Consider the following 15345-nt stretch of genomic DNA (forward strand, 5'->3'; position numbering starts at 1 on the left):
CCGGTTCAAAGGCGGCCGCGGGGCCGCCGAGACAAGCTCACCACGTGGAGTGACCCATGGGCACCGCGATCCTGTTGATCGTGCTCGTCGTCGTGATCGTCGGGGGCGGGCTGTACTTCGCCCGGTCGCAGGCCGCTTCGCGGCAGCGGCAGCTCGACGACGCGAAGGCCGACGCGCGCCGCCTCGTCGAACGCCTCGGCGGACAGGTCCTCAACATCTCCGGCACCGACACGGCGTCCCAGCAGGCGATGGCCGACGCCAGCGAGCGCTACAACGCCGCCGGCTCCCAGCTCGAACAGGCGAAAACCGTCGAGCAGGCCCGGCTCGTCAAGGAAACCGCGCTCGAAGGCCTGTACTACGTCCGCGCCGCCCGCACGGCCATGGGCCTCGACCCGGGCCCGGCGCTGCCGGACGAGGCCGAGCGCGAGCGCGCCGGCAAGGTGACCGAGCACCGCAAGGTCGACGTCGAGGGCCAGCACTACGAGGCCTCGCCCGACCCCGGCCAGGAAACGCCGTACTACTACCCCGGCGGCCGCGTCGCGGGACGTCCGGTGCCGCAGGGCTGGTACAGCGAGCCGTGGTGGAAGCCCGCGCTCGTGGCCGGCGCGTGGGGCCTGGGCTCGATGTTCCTGTTCAGCGCCATGTTCTCCGGCATGAGCGGCATCGCGAGCGCCTCGGCCTGGGAATCGGGCTACGACGCCGGCCAGCAGGACGCCCTCGAGTCCGGCGACCAGGGCGGCGACGGCGGCGACGGTGGCGATGGCGGCGGCTTCGACGGCGGCGACAGCGGCGGCTACGACGGCGGCGGCCAGGACTTCGGCGGCTTCGACGGCGGCGGGTTCGACGGCGGCGGCTTCGGCGGCGGCGGCTTCGACTTCTAGCCGGCGGCAACGTCGGTGAAGGGCACCTTGCGGGACTCCGGTTCCCGCGAGGTGCCCTTCACCGCATTCAGGGGCTGCTGCGGGGCCGGTTCGGGGTACTCGGCAAAGCCACGGGTGCGCCGGGCTCGAGCAGGCCGCGCCCAGACCGACAACCCGGCCCGGCCCGACCAAGCACGGCCGAAAGCCGAGGCCCGGCAACGGCGCCGACCAGCCGAGCCCAGCACCGCCGGGCCTGAGCGCACAGTTGACCGGCGGCGCCGGCCCGACAGGACTCAACCAGACGCTGCCAACAGCCGAGGCCCATCAACGGCGCCAAGTCAGACAACCCCGGGTACGGCTCGGCGGAAACCCGCAGCTGACCACCGCGCGCCGACCCGCACCAGCCCGACGCCCCCTGCCGGGCGCGGAAAACCGCGCCCGGCAACACTGCCAGGCCAGACAAGCCCCGATACAGCTCAACGGAAACCCGCGGCTGACCACCACGCGCCGGTCCGCACCAGCCCGACGCCCCGTGCCGGGCGCGGAAAACCGCGCCCGGCAACAGCGCCAGGCCAGACAAGCTCCGATACAGCTCAACGGAAACCCGCGGCTGACCACCGCGCGCCGACCCGCACCAGCTCAGCCGGTTGCCGCGCAAACCCGGGGCGCACCAACCATTCCCCCACCCCAGTCCACATCGGACTCACCCCGTGATCGGCCGGATCCCCACCAGGGTGCCCGACAGGTGTTCGGCCGCCGGGCTGCACAGGAAGGCCGCGAAGGGCACGATGTCCTCCGGCTGGCCGACGCGGCCGCCCGGGTAGCGGGCGCTGACGCGCGCGATGTGCTCCTCGCTGGCGGCCACGCGCATGCCCGGCGTGACCGTGAGGCCGGGCGCCAGCGCGACGGTGCGGATGCCATGGTCGGCCAGTTCCTGGTGCACCACGTTGCTCAGCAGGTGCACGCCGGCCTTCGACGCGCCGTACGCGCCGGCGCCGGGGCCGGCCTGGGTGCCGACCATGCTGCCGACGTAGATGATGCGGCCGCCGCCCCCGCGGATCATGAGCGGCGCGAAATGCTTGGTGACGAGGAAGCAGCCGACGAGGTTGCTGTCGAGGATGCGCCGCAGGTCGGCCAGCTCGAAGTCCAGCACGCGCATCGTGCCGGCGGGTGGCATCCAGCCGGCGTTGCTGATCAGGGCGTCGACGCGGCCCCAGTGCGCGTCGACGGCCTCGGCCGCGGCGTGGACCTGGTCCTCGTCGGACACGTCCGCCACGACGGCCAGTGGCTTCGGTGCGTCCGGCACCGAAGCGACGATCTCGTCCACGGTGCCCGCCGCCTTCGCCGCACTGCGGGCGAGCACCGCGATCCGCGCGCCCTCGCGCGCCAGGCCCAGCGCGAGCGTGCGGCCCAGTCCCTGCGCCGCGCCGGTGATGACGATGACCTTGTCGCGGATGTCCACCTGCATGGTCAGCTCCTTCGAAGTTTAGTCTCCAGCCTAAGTTTAGCCTCAAGACCAAACTTCGGTAAGCTGGCACCGTGACTGGACGGCGGGAAGCGAACCGGGCCGGGATGCGGGCGCGCCTGCTCACGGCCGCGCTCGAGCTGTTCGAGGCGCACGGCTACGAAGCGACGACGATCGACCACATCGCCGCCGAAGCCGACGTCGCGCGCCAGACCGTGCTCAACCACTACCCCCACAAGCGCGATTTCCTCGTCGCCTGGGGCCAGGATCGCCGTGACCAGCTGCTCACCGTCGACGACTCCGACGAACCCGCGCGCACGCGGCTGCACCGCTACTTCCGAGCGCTGGCGGCCGTCAACGAGCGCGAACGCACCCTCACCCGCATGCTGCACGTGAGCCTGCGCCACGACGAGGTCGTCGCCCACCAGCACCCGGTGCCCGACGCGACGATCGCCACGATCCACCAGGGCCAGGAACGCGGCGAACTACGCGCGGAGCTCCCGCCGCGCACGGTGGCCGAAGTGGTCACCGCGATCTACGGCGACACCCTCCGCCGCTGGCTCGCCGACGAAGCGCCGCCGTTCGACCTGGCCGCCGCGCTGGCCGAGCGGCTCGACCTGCTGCTGGACGGCCTCACCGCGTGACTCAGGCGGGCTGGCAGGACGGGCACCAGTACAGGTTCCGCCCCACGAGCTCCTGGTGCGCCACCGGCGTACCGCACACCAGGCACGGCATCCCGGCGCGCCGGTAGACGTACACCTCGCCACCGTGCCGGTCGTCGCGCGGCGCGCGGCCCTGCGCGGCCGGCATGTGCTCCGGCGCCACCGTGTCGATGCGGCCGATGCGCACGCCGTGGCGCATCAACGTCACCAGGTCGGCCCACATCGCGTCCCACAGCCCGCGGTCGAGCGCGCGCCCGGGCACCATCGGGCCGACGCCGTGGCGGAACAGCACCTCGGCGCGGTACACGTTGCCGACGCCGGCGAGCACCACCTGGTCCATCAGCAACGCGGCCACCGACGTGCGCGAACGCGAGATCCGGTCCCACGCGAGGTCGGGCTTGGCGTCGCGGCGCAACGGATCGGGCCCGAGCCGCGCCTTGATCGCGTCGACCTGGGCCGCGTCGAGCAGCTCACACCGGGTGGGGCCGCGCAGGTCGGTCCAGTGCGTGCGGCCGATCAGGCGCATCCGCACCTGGCCCACCGGTTCGGTCTCGGGCAGCGGCGTTTCGCCGAACGTGCCGTACAGGCCGAGGTGGACGTGCACCGTCCCGTGTGGACCGTAGTCGTGGAACAGGTGCTTGCCGTACGCCTCGGCCGACTCCAGCACCTGCCCGTCGAGCTTCGCCGCTTCCTCGGCGAACCGGCCCTGCGGGCTGGACACCGAGACGGGCGCGCCGGCGTAGCGGCGTTTGTGCAGACGGGCGAGGCGGTGGAGGGTGTGCCCTTCGGGCATCAGGCTTCCGGCAGGGGCGGCGGGGTGCCGGTGCGCTCGTAGTCGAGCAGCTGCTGGATCCGGCGCCCGTGGCGCTCCTCCGGCGACGGCTCCGTCGCCAGGAACGCCTCGACGATCTCCGTGGCCTGCTCGACGGTGTGCATCCGCGCGCCGACGCCGAGCACCTGGGCGTGGTTGTGCTCGCGGCACAGCTGCGCCGTCTCGACGCTCCAGCCGAGACCCGCGCGGATGCCGGGCACCTTGTTGGCGGCGATCTGCTCGCCGTTGCCCGAGCCGCCGATCACGATGCCGAGGCTGCCTTCGTCGCCGGACACGCGCAGCGCCGCGGCCACGCAGTAGGCGGGGTAGTCGTCGACCGGGTCGTAGGTGTGCGGACCGACGTCGACGACTTCGTGCCCTTGGCCCGCGAGGTGGCTGGCCAGGTGGTTCTTCAGCTCGAAACCGGCATGGTCGGATCCCAAGTAGACACGCACAGCGGCGAGTCTGCCATCACCGCCCATGGCGGGCATGCTCTGGGGGTGGACACATGGAAACAGCCTGGACACGACGTGCGGCTCGAATGGGGCGCCGAAGGCATCACGGCGCTCGGCGGCGCGTGCGCGGTGCTCGTGGTGGTCGATGTGCTTTCCTTCTGCACCACCACGGATCTCGTCATCGCACGCGGCGGCCGGGTGCTGCCGGTGCGCTGGCGCGACGACCGCGGCGTCGCCGAAGCGCGCGCCGCGGGGGCGGTCGTCGCGGGCGAGAAAGCGTGGACGCTGCGGCCCTCCTCTGTGACGGACATCCCGTCGGGCACACTCCTCGCGCTGCCCTCGCCCAACGGCGCCACCCTGATCGCCGCGGCCGCCGCCACAAGAGCGCACGTGCTGGCCGGCTGCCTGCGCAACGCCTCGGCCGTCACGGCGAAGGCGCACGAGCTGGCGGCCGGGCGGCCCGTCGGCGTTATCCCGGCGGGCGAACGCTGGGGCATCGATCTGCTGGGCGAAGAGCAGCACTTCGGACCGCTGCGCCCGTGCGTGGAGGACCAGCTGGGCGCGGGTGCGATCGTCGCGGCACTCGCCCGCCACGGCGGCACGCTCTCGGCGGAAGCCGCTCTCGCTGCCGCCGCCTACGCGGGCACCGACGTGGCCCAGGCCTTGCGCACGTGTTCGTCCGGCCGCGAACTGGCCGCGGCGGGCCACGCGAACGACGTCGAGCTCGCCGCCCAAGCGGACGTCAGCACCACCGCGCCCACCGTGCGCGGGAAAATCCTGGAGGCGCAATGACCTGGACCGAAGTGGCCGAAGGTGTGCACGCGCGCCGCTACGAGGAGCTCGACCTGACCACGGGCCTGGTGATCGGCACCGAGCGCTGCCTGGTGATCGACACGCGCGGCGACGTCGACCAGGGCGCGGAGCTGGCCGCGGCCGTGCGGGAGCTGACGGACCTGCCGTGGAGCGTCGTCTACACGCACGCGCACTTCGACCACAGTTTCGGCACCACGCCGTTCCTGCCGTGCGACGTCTGGGCGCAGGAGCGCTGCCTGCGCGAGTTGCTGGACCACGGCGAAGCCGCGAAAGCGAGGTGGAGCGCGCACTACCGTGCGGAAGGCAAGCCGGAGACCGCCGACGCCCTCGACCGGACCGGCCTCATGCCACCCGACCGGCTCGTGACCGACCGCGCCGAGCTCGACCTCGGCGGCCGCACCGTCGCGCTCGTGCACCCCGGCCGTGCCCACACCAACCACGACCTGGTGGTGCACGTGCCCGACGCGGGTGTCGTTTTCGCCGGCGACGTGGTGGAGCACGGGCCCGAAGGTTTCACGGAGTACTCGTTCAGCGACGAGACGCACCTGGGCGAATGGCCGGGCGCGCTCGAGGCGATCCTCGCGCTCGACCCGCGGATCGTGGTGCCCGGGCACGGCGAGCCCGTGGGTCCCGGGTTCGTCCGGGAGCACCGCGACGGGCTGCGCCGGCTCAACGAGCTGAAGGCCGCCGTGGCGGCCGGCGCCCGCGGGGCGGACGAAGCCATCGCGGCTTCGCCCTACCCCGCCGGCGTCACGAGGGCCGCACTCGCGACCCCCTGAGCCGTCAGTCGAAGTTCAGCTCACCCGTGCGGGTGCGCTTGAGCTCGAAGAAGTCCGGGTAGCTCACCATCGCGACGGCGCCGTCGAACAGCTTCAGGGCGTCGTCGCCCCTCGGGATCGAGCTGAGCACCGGGCCGAAGAACGCGACGCCGTCGATGTGGATGGTCGGGGTGCCGACGTCCATGCCGACCGGGTCCATGCCCTCGTGGTGGCTCTTCTTCAACGCCTCGTCGTACTCGGTCGAGTCGGCGGCCTCGATCAGCTCGGGCGGCGCGCCGACGGCCTCGAGGGCCTCCTTGAGGACGACGTCGAAGTCCTTGTTGCCCTGGTTGTGGTAGCGCGTGCCGAACTCCGTGTAGAAGTCGCGCAGCACCCCTTCGCCCTTCGCGGCGGCCAGCGCGGTGGCCACGCGGACCGGACGCCAGCCCTTGTCCATCAGTTCCTGGTAGCGCTCCGGCAGCTCTTCGCGGCCCGAGTTGAGCACGGACAGGCTCATGATCCGGAAGTTCAGGTCCAGCTCGCGGTGCTTCTCGACCTCGAGGATCCACCGCGAGGTGATCCACGCGAACGGACAGATCGGATCGAAGTAGAAGTCCACCTTGGTGGGCTGGGACGCAGCGGTCATCTCAACGAGCTCCTCGCGAGGGTCGACGTCGGCAGGCATGCCTTTTTCAGCGGGGTATCCCCCAATGACGGCCAACGCGCGCGACAGGCCCGGTTGTTCCCCGTCGCCCGAGGACCGCTTCGCATGATTGGATGCTCGACAGCCCGAAAACCGCAACCGGAATCGAAGACCAGAGGTGCCCGTGCCCGCCCCCAACCTGACTCGTGACGAAGCCAAGCAGCGCTCCGGCCTGCTGGATGTCGCGTCCTACGACATCGTGCTGGACCTGACCGACGGCCACGGCGGTCCCGGTGAGAAGACCTTCCTCTCCACCACCACAGTGCGCTTCTCCGCCACCCGGCCGGGCGAGTCGTCGTGGATCGACGTCGTCGCCGAGGGCGTCCGCTCCGCCGTGCTCAACGGCACCGACCTCGACGTGAGCACCTACGTCGAGGACAAGGGCATCGCGCTGCCGGAGCTCGCCGCGGACAACGAGCTCGTGGTGACCGCGGACTGCCGGTACATGAACACCGGCGAAGGCCTGCACCGCTTCGTCGACCCGGTCGACAACGGCGTGTACCTCTACACGCAGTTCGAGACCGCGGACGCGAAGCGCATGTTCGCCTGCTTCGACCAGCCCGACCTGAAGTCGGTGTACAAGCTCACGGTCCACGCGCCGCGCGACTGGAAGATCGTGTCCAACGCGCTCGTCGAGACCGAAGAGGACACTCCCGACGGCGCCCGCGTGACGAACTTCGCCGTGTCCGAGCGGATCTCGACGTACCTGGTCGCGCTCATCGCCGGCCCGTACGCCGAGTGGCGCGACGAGTTCTCCGACGCCCACCGCACGATTCCGCTCGGCATCTACTGCCGCGCCTCGCTCGCCGAGCACATGGACGCCGACCGCCTGTTCGTGGAGACCAAGCAGGGCTTCGGCTTCTTCCACGAGAAGTTCGGCACGCCCTACCCGTTCTCCAAGTACGACCAGCTGTTCGTGCCGGAGTTCAACGCGGGCGCGATGGAGAACGCCGGCGCCGTGACCTTCCTGGAGGACTACGTCTTCCGCAGCCGCGTCACGCGCTACGCCTACGAGCGCCGCGCCGAGACGCTGCTGCACGAGATGGCGCACATGTGGTTCGGCGACCTGGTCACCATGCGCTGGTGGGACGACCTGTGGCTCAACGAGTCGTTCGCGACGTTCGCGAGCGTGTTCGCGCAGGCCGAGGCGACCGAGTACAAGAACGCGTGGACCAGCTTCGCGAACATCGAGAAGTCGTGGGCCTACCGCCAGGACCAGCTGCCCTCCACGCACCCGATCGCGGCCGACATCGTCGACCTGCACGCGGTCGAGGTGAACTTCGACGGCATCACCTACGCCAAGGGCGCGAGCGTGCTGAAGCAGCTCGTGGCCTACGTGGGCATCGAGCACTTCCTCGACGGCCTGAAGGTCTACTTCGGAAAGCACGCGTGGGGCAACGCCACGCTGGCCGACCTGCTGGCCGCGCTGGAAGAGGCGTCCGGGCGCGACCTGTCGTGGTGGAGCGCGCAGTGGCTCGAGACGACCGGCCTCAACTCGCTCAGCCCGCGCTACGAGGTGGCGGCCGACGGCACGTTCGCGTCGTTCGCCGTGGTGCAGACGGGCGCCAAGCCGGGCGCCGGTGAGCTGCGCACGCACCGCGTCGCGGTGGGCGTGTACGACGACGTCGAGGGCAAGGTCGTGCGCACCGAGCGCGTGGAGCTGGACGTGTCGGGCGACCGCACCGAGGTGCCCGCGCTCGTCGGCAAGCCGGCGGGCAAGCTCGTGCTGGTCAACGACGACGACCTCACCTACTGCACGATGCGCCTCGACCCGGCGTCGCTGACCACCCTGATCGACCGGATCGCCGACATCGTCGAGCCGCTGCCCCGCACGCTGTGCTGGTCGGCCGCGTGGGAGATGACGCGCGAGGCCGAGCTCAAGGCCCGCGACTTCGTGACGCTGGTGGCGCGCGGCATCCACGCCGAGAGCGAGGTCGGCGTGGTGCAGCGGCTGCTGCTGCAGGCGCAGACGGCGCTCAACTCGTACGCGGACCAGAAGTGGGCCGCCGAGCAGGGCTGGCCGGCGCTCACCGGGCGGCTGCTGGAGCTCGCCCGGAACGCCGAGGCCGGGTCCGACCACCAGCTGGCGTTCGTGAACTCGCTGGCCGGTGGCGTGCTCGACGAGGCGACGCTGGGTGTCGTCGCGGGCTGGCTCGACGGCTCCGCGCCGCTGCCCGGCCTCACCGTGGACACCGACCTGCGCTGGCGTCTGCTGCAGGCGCTCGTGGCCCACGGCAAGGCCGGCACCGCGGACATCGAGGCCGAGCTGGCCAAGGACGACACGGCCGCGGGCCGCCGCCACGCCGAGCGGTGCCGCGCGCTGCAGCCGACCGCCGAGGCCAAGGCCGACGCGTGGCAGCGCGCCGTCTACGACGACGAGATCCCCAACGCCGTCAGCGACGCCCTCATCTCGGGCTTCTCGCACCCGGGCCAGAAGCAGCTGCTCGGCAGCTACGTCGCGCGGTACTTCGAGGTCATCGACGAGGTGTGGGCCCGCCGCTCCAGCGAGCGCGCCCAGCCGACCGTGATCGGGCTCTACCCGTCGTGGGCCGTCGAGCCCGCCACGGTGGCGGCGTCGGACGAATGGCTCAAGGGCGAGCACCCGGCCGCGCTGCGCCGGCTCGTGTCCGAAGGTCGCGCCGGCATCGTCCGCGCGCTCGCCGCGCGGGAGTTCGACAGCCAGGTCTGACCGCGGTGGGCCGCTCACGCCCGAGCGGCCCACCCGGAAACGCCGAAGGGGGCCTCCTCGACTTCTCGAGGAGGCCCCCTTCGGTGCGTCAGGAAGACGTCAGTGCTTCGGGTCCGGCCCGGCCTGGTCGCTCAGCATGCGCAGGGCGTTGACGAGGCCACCGACCAGGTCACCCTCCTTGAACGACGCGACCATGCTCGCCACGGCCAGGTTGGCACCGCGGTCGGGCAGGCGGACGTGCGAGCGCTCGCCGATCACGATCTCGATCGCGCGCTGCGCGGGCGAGACCGCGAGGACCACGGCGTTGGCCGGGTCCTCGGTCGACGCCAGCAGCTTCTCGGCCGCGGCGCGGGTGTCCTCGCCGAGGTCGCCGAGGTACACGCTGAAGGCGACGCCGGACTCGCGCGTCGCGAAGGTCAGCGCCTCGTCCAGGCGAGCGAGCTGCTGCACCGAGAACGGGCTGGTCGGCTCGGCCGGCTCGTACATCTTGGCCGCCGAACGGCGGCCGCTGTTGGTGATCACCTCACCAAAGGGCAGGTCCTTCTCCGCAACGTCGACCGCAGTGGCCGAGTGCGCGAGTTCACCACTTGCCACGTGCGCCTCCGGCAGCGGTCACGGTGCCCGAGGGCACCACAGAGTCCGGATCGACGGCGTGGTGACCCGCACCGACACCCTCCGGGTTGGCGGTCCACCACATCGCGGGGTACTCCCACGGCTGTCCCGGCCGGTACCGCGGCGTCCCCGAGAACTTCTTCCGCAGGGTGGCCGCACCGACCACCAAGTAGATGGCCAGGGGGATGACCGCGTAGACCAGGATCGTCTCGACAACGTTCACGCCGGTGAGCGTATCGGATGGCCCTGGTGGCCACCGCGCGGCGCCGCGCCGGAAGGCGACCGCTCGTCGTGCGGGACCGTCCGTCCGCCGCTTGGCTCGCCCGCGCTGGAACGTTGGGGCGAAGCCGGGCGGGCCGAAAGGTTGCAACTCAACGTACAGGCGGCCGTACCGGTCGCCCCCGTCTTGTCGGCGCACTGAAATGCTCGTAGCTTTTTCACCTGTACGGGCCTTGCGGTCCGCTCCTCAGCCCCAGCAGGTCACGCACCGGTCCCAGGAGGCCACCTCATGCAGAGCGTCCAGCCCCCCGCTCAGGCGATCACCGAGCCGATTTCGTCACCCAGCGAGACCGAATTCCTGACCGGAACGCGTGTGACGTCCGGCACAAGGGTTACCCGCGGTACTCGGGTTACTCGCGGTACTCGGGTTACTCGCGGTACCCGCGTCACCGGGGGCACGCGAGTCACGCGCGGCACCCGGGTCACCCGCGGCACGCGAGTCACCCGCGGCACCCGCGTCACGGCCGGCACCCGCGTCACGAGGGGCACCCGCGTGACCCGGGGCACCCGCGTCACCGGCGGCACGCGCGTCACGTGCGGCACCCGGGTCACGAGGGGCACGCGAGTCACCCGCGGCACGCGCGTGACCAACGGCACCCGCGTGACCTCGCAGGCCGACTTCGCGCTGGCCGCCTGACGAAAGCAGAACGCGCGCACCCGGACGGAGGGCGCGCGAGAGGAAGCCGCCGCGCGGAGCACGCGCGGGCACGGCTCAGCGACTCATCGGCTCGCCCCGGCCGCCGCACAGGCAGCCGGGGCGCCGACGTCTCAGCGGCCCGTCAGGCCGCCGAACCCAAGTACGGCTGCCACAACGGGTCGGCCTCCTTGGAGTGCGCCAGCAGGCGCCAATGCGGGCCGTGGGGCGCCCTCGGCACCACGCGCAGGCGCCAGCCCAGCTCCGAGAGGAGCTTGTCGGCCTTGCGGTGGTTGCACTTGGCGCAGCAGGCCACGCAGTTGGTCCAGCTGTGCGGTCCGCCGCGGCTGCGCGGCAGGACGTGGTCGATCGTCTCGGCCCGGCCACCGCAGTAGGCGCAGCGGTACCGGTCGCGGTGCATGAGCCCGGCCCGGGTCAGCGGCACCTTCGCGCGGTACGGCACACGCACGTACGTGCTGAGCCGGATCACGGACGGAACGGGCAGCGACACGGTCGCGGCGTGCAGCTCCACGCCACCCGGGTCGCCGTGGACGACTTCCGCCTTCCCGCACATCACGAGCACCACCGCGCGCCGCATGGGCAACGCGGTGAGGGGCTCGAAGGTGGCGTTCAGCAGCAATACGCGACGGCGGCCCCAGGGCGGGGTCGCCGGGTCCCGGCCTCTACGCTGTCCGGGCGGACGGGAAACTCCCCCTGGTCGGGTCCCCGGCCCGGCCGGGTTCGTTCCGCCGGGTGCGGAACCTCCCGGGCAGGCGCGCAGGACCGTCTCCGGCGACTGCTCGGCCATGGCTTGGCCGGCGCCGCCGAGGGGGACGGGTTGTCGGTCTGGCACTCGACCACCTCCACCGGTGCAGGCATAGTCGACCACACATCAGCCCCAAAGTGCACGTGTGTTACGTGACGTGTCACGTGCCCGCGACCCAACATCCACTTGCCGTTGGGTGAACCGAAGCGACGGAAGGACTGTTCGACCCCGTGAACGCCGTGCTCAGCGCCCCGCCAGCGTGCATCTCCGACCCCAGCACGTGGTGCTCGCAAGTCTTTTCGATCACGCACAACGAGTGGCTCGCCGGTTCGGCGGGCTGGGTCGTCACCAAGCCCCTGCGGATCATCCTGATCCTGGTCCTCGCGTTCGTGGTGCGGTACCTCACACGCCGGGTCATCAACCGCGTGACCACGCTGCCGCGCGGCGGCAACGGCAAGCTGCCCGCCCTGTTGAGACCGCTGCGCGAGCGCGCCCCCGACGTGCTCGGCCCGGCCGTGGTGGAGCGGCGCCGGCAGCGCGCCGCGACCATCGGCTCGGTCCTGAAGTCGATGGCCACGTTCCTCATCTACGGCCTGGCGTTCATCCTCGTACTGGGTGAGCTGGGCATCGACCTGGCGCCGATCATCGCGTCGGCGGGCATCGTCGGCGTCGCCCTCGGGTTCGGCGCGCAGAACCTCGTGCGCGACTTCCTGTCCGGGATCTTCATGATGATCGAGGACCAGTACGGCGTGGGCGACGTCGTGGACATCGGCCCGGCGACCGGCACCGTCGAGGCCGTGGGCCTGCGCATCACCACGCTGCGCGACCTGGGCGGCACCGTCTGGTACGTGCGCAACGGCGAGGTGCTGCGCGTCGGCAACTCCAGCCAGGGCTTCGCCGTGGCCGTGGTCGACGTGCCGCTGGGCTACTCCGCCGACGTCGACCTCGCGACGACCGTGCTCATGGGGGCGGCCACGAAGGCCGCCGAGAGCGAGGCGCTGGCCGTCAACGTGATGGAGCCGCCGGAGATGCTGGGCGTGGAGAAGGTCACACCGGAGGGCATCCAGCTGCGGCTGACGGTGAAGGTGCGGCCCGGCAAGCAGTGGGCCGTGCAGCGGGCGCTGCGCGCGCACCTGCTCGCCGCGCTCGAGGAGGCGGGCTTCGAGCCGCCGCTCGGGCGGTACCTGTCCGCACCGGGCGCCGACAAGTAGCCGCGGTAAGGGCAAGATGGAGGGGTGTCGACTGTGAGTGGCTCCGAACCCGCGAACCTGTACGAGGCCGTGGGCGGCGAACCGACGTTCCGGCGGATCGTGGCGCGCTTCTACCAGGAAGTGGCGACCGACGAGATCCTGCGCCCGCTGTACCCGGAGGAGGACCTCGGCCCGGCCGAGGAGCGCTTCCGGCTGTTCCTCATCCAGTACTGGGGCGGCCCGCACACCTACTCCGACCGCCGGGGCCACCCGCGGCTGCGGATGCGCCACGCGCCGTTCAAGATCGGGCCGATCGAGCGTGACGCGTGGCTGCGCGCCATCCGCGTGGCCGTCGACGAGGAGAACCTGCCCGAGCCGTACCGCGAGCAGCTGTGGGCCTACCTCGAGATGGCGGCGCACAGCATGATGAACAGCTTCGTCTGATGAGACGCCCGGTGGCGGGCCACCGGCGGTCCCCGGAGGGCCGGCCCCGCCCGGCGTGGTGGTCCGACGCCGTCTTCTACCAGGTCTACGTGCGCTCGTTCGCCGACTCCGACGCCGACGGGGTCGGCGACCTCGAAGGCATCCGCAGCCGGCTGGGGTACCTGGAGCTGCTCGGCGTCGACGCGCTGTGGCTCACGCCGTTCTACCGCTCCCCCATGGCCGACCACGGCTACGACGTGTCCGACCCGCGTGACGTGGACCCGATGTTCGGCACGCTCGGCGACTTCGACGTGCTGCTCACCGAGGCGCACAGGCGCGGCATCAAGGTGACCGTGGACATCGTCCCGAACCACACCAGCAACCAGCACTCGTGGTTCAAGTCCGCGATGGCCGCCGCGCCCGGCAGCGCCGAGCGCGACCGCTACGTGTTCCGCGACGGCCGCGGCCCCGACGGCTCGGAACCGCCCAACAACTGGGTTTCCGTGTTCGGCGGGCCCGCGTGGACGCGCGTGCCCGACGGGCAGTGGTACCTGCACCTGTTCGCCCCGCAGCAACCGGATCTCAACTACGCCAACGCCGACGTGCGCTACGACCTCGAGCGCACGCTGCGCTTCTGGCTCGACCGCGGCGTGGACGGCTTCCGCATCGACGTGGCCCACGGCATGGCGAAGCCGCCCGGCCTGCCCGACATGGACCCGCGCGCGGCCGGCTTCGGCGGCGGCGAGCACTTCGACCCGCGCTTCGACGACGACGGCGTGCACGAGGTCCACCAGATGATCCGCAAGGTGCTCGACGAGTACCCGGACACGATGGCCGTCGGCGAGATCTGGGTGCACGACGAGGAACGCCTCGCGCGCTACCTGCGGCCCGACGAGCTGCACCTGGCGTTCAACTTCCGGCTGGTGCTCACGCACTTCGACGCCGACGCGATGCGCACGTCGATCGAGCGGTCGCCGGCCGTGCCGCGCGCGGCCGGCGCGCCCGCCACGTGGACACTGTCCAACCACGACGTGTGGCGCACCGTGAGCCGCTACGGCGGCGGCGCGGCCGGGCTGCGGCGCGCGCGGGCCATGGCGCTGGTGGAGCTGGCGCTGCCGGGTGCGGTCTACCTGTACAACGGCGAAGAGCTGGGCCTGCCGAACGTCGAGATCCCGCCCGAGGCGATGGCCGACCCCCGGGCGCGCAGCCAGGGCCCGCAGTTCAGCCGGGATCCCGAACGCGTGCCGATGCCGTGGGAGGGTTCGCTGCCGCCGTTCGGCTTCTCGCGCAACCCGCGCACGTGGCTGCCGATGCCGGCCGAGTGGGCCGGGCTGACGGCGGAACGTCAGCTGGAAGACGCGTCGTCCACACTCTCGCTGTACCGGCGGGCCGTCGAGCTGCGCAAGACGCACGCCGCTTTCCGCGTCGGCGACGAGCTGGAGTGGTACGGCGCGCCCGCCGGCTGCTTCGCGTTCCGCCGCGGCGGCAAGGGCGGGCTGATCTGCGCGCTGAACACGTCGGCGAGCTCGATCGCCTTGCCGCCCGGCGAGCTGCTGTTGTCCAGCAGCCCGCTCGTGGACGGCAGGCTGCCGCCGGACTCGGCGGCGTGGCTGGTCTGAACCTGGTGATGAGGAGGAGCTAGCCGCGGGCTCCGGCCTCGAGGCCGAGCATGGCCAGCAGGCCACGCAGGTCGTCCACGTCGCGGGCACGGCCGGCGACGGTCCGGGCCGCCTGGTCGCGCTGGTGGCGCAGGCCCAGCTCCGCGGAGACGCGGGCTCGGGCGAACTCACTGGTGTCGGGGGACAGCGGACGACGTTCCGAGCGCATCAGGCTCCTCTGTGAAATGCAGTCGTCGAAAGACGGGTGGGACGACGGCCGGACCGAGCAGCCGGCTCGGGCCTCGCGGTCGGCCGAAGACGGCGCCGGCTCTGCTGCCGGCGCACGGAAGAACTCTCTCGACGTGACCGACGCTACACGACGTGCACCCGCGGGCACAATGAAGCACTGGTCAGCACCAGCGCCGGCACGCCTTGAGTCCACAAGGGACAGACAGTGTGGACTGGTTCCGGCCACGGTTGCCCACCTGATCAGTGGGCTGGTGCGACCGCGTCGGACGTGGTTAACTGGCCGCGGTCATATTTTGTGTTCGTGCGGTGGGTACTCCCCGCAGCCACGCTCGCAAGATGCGCGGGCGTAGTGGTTCTCCCTCACCGGAAGATCAAACC

The 15345-nt window shown here is 71.7% G+C and carries 17 protein-coding genes; 9 read left to right on the top strand and 8 right to left on the bottom strand.

The features are described from left to right. The first annotated feature begins 56 nt into the window (after positions 1-56). Positions 57-881, top strand: coding sequence for a hypothetical protein (locus AB0878_RS40220; RefSeq protein ID WP_366586625.1), 825 nt, complete (start codon positions 57-59; stop codon positions 879-881). Between the two features lie 682 nt (positions 882-1563). Here AB0878_RS40220 and AB0878_RS40225 read toward each other — a convergent pair. Then, complete coding sequence (locus tag AB0878_RS40225) at positions 1564-2328, bottom strand: SDR family oxidoreductase (protein ID WP_366586627.1); 765 nt, start codon at positions 2326-2328, stop codon at positions 1564-1566. A 71-nt stretch (positions 2329-2399) separates the two neighbouring features. On the opposite strand from AB0878_RS40225, the gene AB0878_RS40230 reads away from it, so the two are divergent. Further along, entirely contained in the window at positions 2400-2969 is a 570-nt protein-coding gene (locus AB0878_RS40230) for a TetR/AcrR family transcriptional regulator (protein ID WP_366586629.1), read from the top strand. A 1-nt stretch (position 2970) separates the two neighbouring features. Here the strand turns inward: AB0878_RS40230 and AB0878_RS40235 are convergent, their stop codons facing one another. After that, positions 2971-3780 (bottom strand): DNA-formamidopyrimidine glycosylase family protein, encoded by an 810-nt coding sequence (locus AB0878_RS40235; protein WP_366586631.1) that lies wholly within the window; start codon positions 3778-3780, stop codon positions 2971-2973. Further along, positions 3780-4253, bottom strand: a complete 474-nt coding sequence (locus AB0878_RS40240) for a ribose-5-phosphate isomerase (RefSeq protein ID WP_364173345.1) — start codon at positions 4251-4253, stop codon at positions 3780-3782. Before AB0878_RS40240 ends, AB0878_RS40235 begins: the two co-directional genes overlap by 1 nt. Positions 4254-4298: 45 nt before the next feature. Between AB0878_RS40240 and AB0878_RS40245 the strand changes: the two genes are divergently transcribed. Together AB0878_RS40245 and AB0878_RS40250 are read left to right on the top strand one after the other, a co-directional pair. Further along, a complete protein-coding gene (locus tag AB0878_RS40245; RefSeq protein ID WP_366586634.1) occupies positions 4299-5045 on the top strand; it encodes a 2-phosphosulfolactate phosphatase in 747 nt (248 codons plus the stop codon). Continuing rightward, the gene (locus tag AB0878_RS40250; RefSeq protein ID WP_366586636.1) at positions 5042-5845 is read left to right on the top strand and encodes an MBL fold metallo-hydrolase; all 804 of its coding nucleotides are present in this window, start codon (positions 5042-5044) and stop codon (positions 5843-5845) included. The genes AB0878_RS40245 and AB0878_RS40250 overlap by 4 nt, the downstream gene beginning before the upstream one ends. A gap of 4 nt (positions 5846-5849) precedes the next feature. Here the strand turns inward: AB0878_RS40250 and AB0878_RS40255 are convergent, their stop codons facing one another. After that, the gene (locus AB0878_RS40255) at positions 5850-6470 is read right to left on the bottom strand and encodes a DsbA family protein (RefSeq protein WP_366586638.1); all 621 of its coding nucleotides are present in this window, start codon (positions 6468-6470) and stop codon (positions 5850-5852) included. Positions 6471-6651: 181 nt separating this feature from the next. On the opposite strand from AB0878_RS40255, the gene pepN reads away from it, so the two are divergent. After that, positions 6652-9216, top strand: coding sequence for an aminopeptidase N (pepN, locus tag AB0878_RS40260; protein ID WP_366586640.1), 2565 nt, complete (start codon positions 6652-6654; stop codon positions 9214-9216). A 99-nt stretch (positions 9217-9315) separates the two neighbouring features. Here pepN and AB0878_RS40265 read toward each other — a convergent pair whose 3' ends face one another. Together AB0878_RS40265 and AB0878_RS40270 are read right to left on the bottom strand one after the other, a co-directional pair. After that, a complete protein-coding gene (locus tag AB0878_RS40265; RefSeq protein WP_366586642.1) occupies positions 9316-9810 on the bottom strand; it encodes a DUF5130 family protein in 495 nt (164 codons plus the stop codon). Next, positions 9797-10051 carry a hypothetical protein gene (locus AB0878_RS40270; protein ID WP_220242995.1) on the bottom strand — a complete coding sequence of 85 codons (255 nt, stop codon included), beginning with the start codon at positions 10049-10051 and terminating at the stop codon, positions 9797-9799. Before AB0878_RS40270 ends, AB0878_RS40265 begins: the two co-directional genes overlap by 14 nt. A 549-nt stretch (positions 10052-10600) precedes the next feature. Here AB0878_RS40270 and AB0878_RS40275 point away from each other — a divergent pair. Continuing rightward, positions 10601-10744 carry a hypothetical protein gene (locus tag AB0878_RS40275; protein WP_366586645.1) on the top strand — a complete coding sequence of 48 codons (144 nt, stop codon included), beginning with the start codon at positions 10601-10603 and terminating at the stop codon, positions 10742-10744. A 142-nt stretch (positions 10745-10886) separates the two neighbouring features. Here AB0878_RS40275 and AB0878_RS40280 read toward each other — a convergent pair whose 3' ends face one another. Beyond that, positions 10887-11339, bottom strand: coding sequence for an HNH endonuclease (locus tag AB0878_RS40280; protein WP_366586692.1), 453 nt, complete (start codon positions 11337-11339; stop codon positions 10887-10889). Positions 11340-11737: 398 nt separating this feature from the next. On the opposite strand from AB0878_RS40280, the gene AB0878_RS40285 reads away from it, so the two are divergent. The 3 genes from AB0878_RS40285 to AB0878_RS40295 are packed head-to-tail and all read left to right on the top strand — an operon-like array spanning position 11738 to position 14739. Next, positions 11738-12718, top strand: a complete 981-nt coding sequence (locus AB0878_RS40285) for a mechanosensitive ion channel family protein (RefSeq protein ID WP_366586647.1) — start codon at positions 11738-11740, stop codon at positions 12716-12718. Positions 12719-12751: 33 nt separating this feature from the next. Next, on the top strand, positions 12752-13141 hold the full coding sequence (locus tag AB0878_RS40290) for a globin (RefSeq protein ID WP_360608026.1): 390 nt from the start codon (positions 12752-12754) through the stop codon (positions 13139-13141). After that, positions 13141-14739 (top strand): glycoside hydrolase family 13 protein, encoded by a 1599-nt coding sequence (locus AB0878_RS40295; protein ID WP_366586650.1) that lies wholly within the window; start codon positions 13141-13143, stop codon positions 14737-14739. Before AB0878_RS40290 ends, AB0878_RS40295 begins: the two co-directional genes overlap by 1 nt. A gap of 19 nt (positions 14740-14758) precedes the next feature. Here AB0878_RS40295 and AB0878_RS40300 read toward each other — a convergent pair whose 3' ends face one another. Then, on the bottom strand, positions 14759-14947 hold the full coding sequence (locus AB0878_RS40300) for a hypothetical protein (protein WP_220242999.1): 189 nt from the start codon (positions 14945-14947) through the stop codon (positions 14759-14761). Positions 14948-15345 lie beyond the last annotated feature (398 nt).

Origin of the sequence: Amycolatopsis sp. NPDC047767 (assembly GCF_040704195.1) — a bacterium.
GTDB lineage: Bacteria > Actinomycetota > Actinomycetes > Mycobacteriales > Pseudonocardiaceae > Amycolatopsis.

Bases quoted from the DNA above. Each gene is read 5' to 3' on its own strand.
- AB0878_RS40220 (WP_366586625.1), top strand. From the start codon at position 57: ATGGGCACCGCGATCCTGTTGATCGTGCTCGTCGTCGTGATCGTCGGG.
- AB0878_RS40225 (WP_366586627.1), bottom strand. From the start codon at position 2,328: ATGCAGGTGGACATCCGCGACAAGGTCATCGTCATCACCGGCGCGGCG.
- AB0878_RS40235 (WP_366586631.1), bottom strand. From the start codon at position 3,780: ATGCCCGAAGGGCACACCCTCCACCGCCTCGCCCGTCTGCACAAACGC.
- AB0878_RS40250 (WP_366586636.1), top strand. From the start codon at position 5,042: ATGACCTGGACCGAAGTGGCCGAAGGTGTGCACGCGCGCCGCTACGAG.
- AB0878_RS40255 (WP_366586638.1), bottom strand. From the start codon at position 6,470: ATGACCGCTGCGTCCCAGCCCACCAAGGTGGACTTCTACTTCGATCCG.
- AB0878_RS40280 (WP_366586692.1), bottom strand. From the start codon at position 11,339: ATGCGGCGCGCGGTGGTGCTCGTGATGTGCGGGAAGGCGGAAGTCGTC.
- AB0878_RS40295 (WP_366586650.1), top strand. From the start codon at position 13,141: ATGAGACGCCCGGTGGCGGGCCACCGGCGGTCCCCGGAGGGCCGGCCC.
- AB0878_RS40300 (WP_220242999.1), bottom strand. From the start codon at position 14,947: ATGCGCTCGGAACGTCGTCCGCTGTCCCCCGACACCAGTGAGTTCGCC.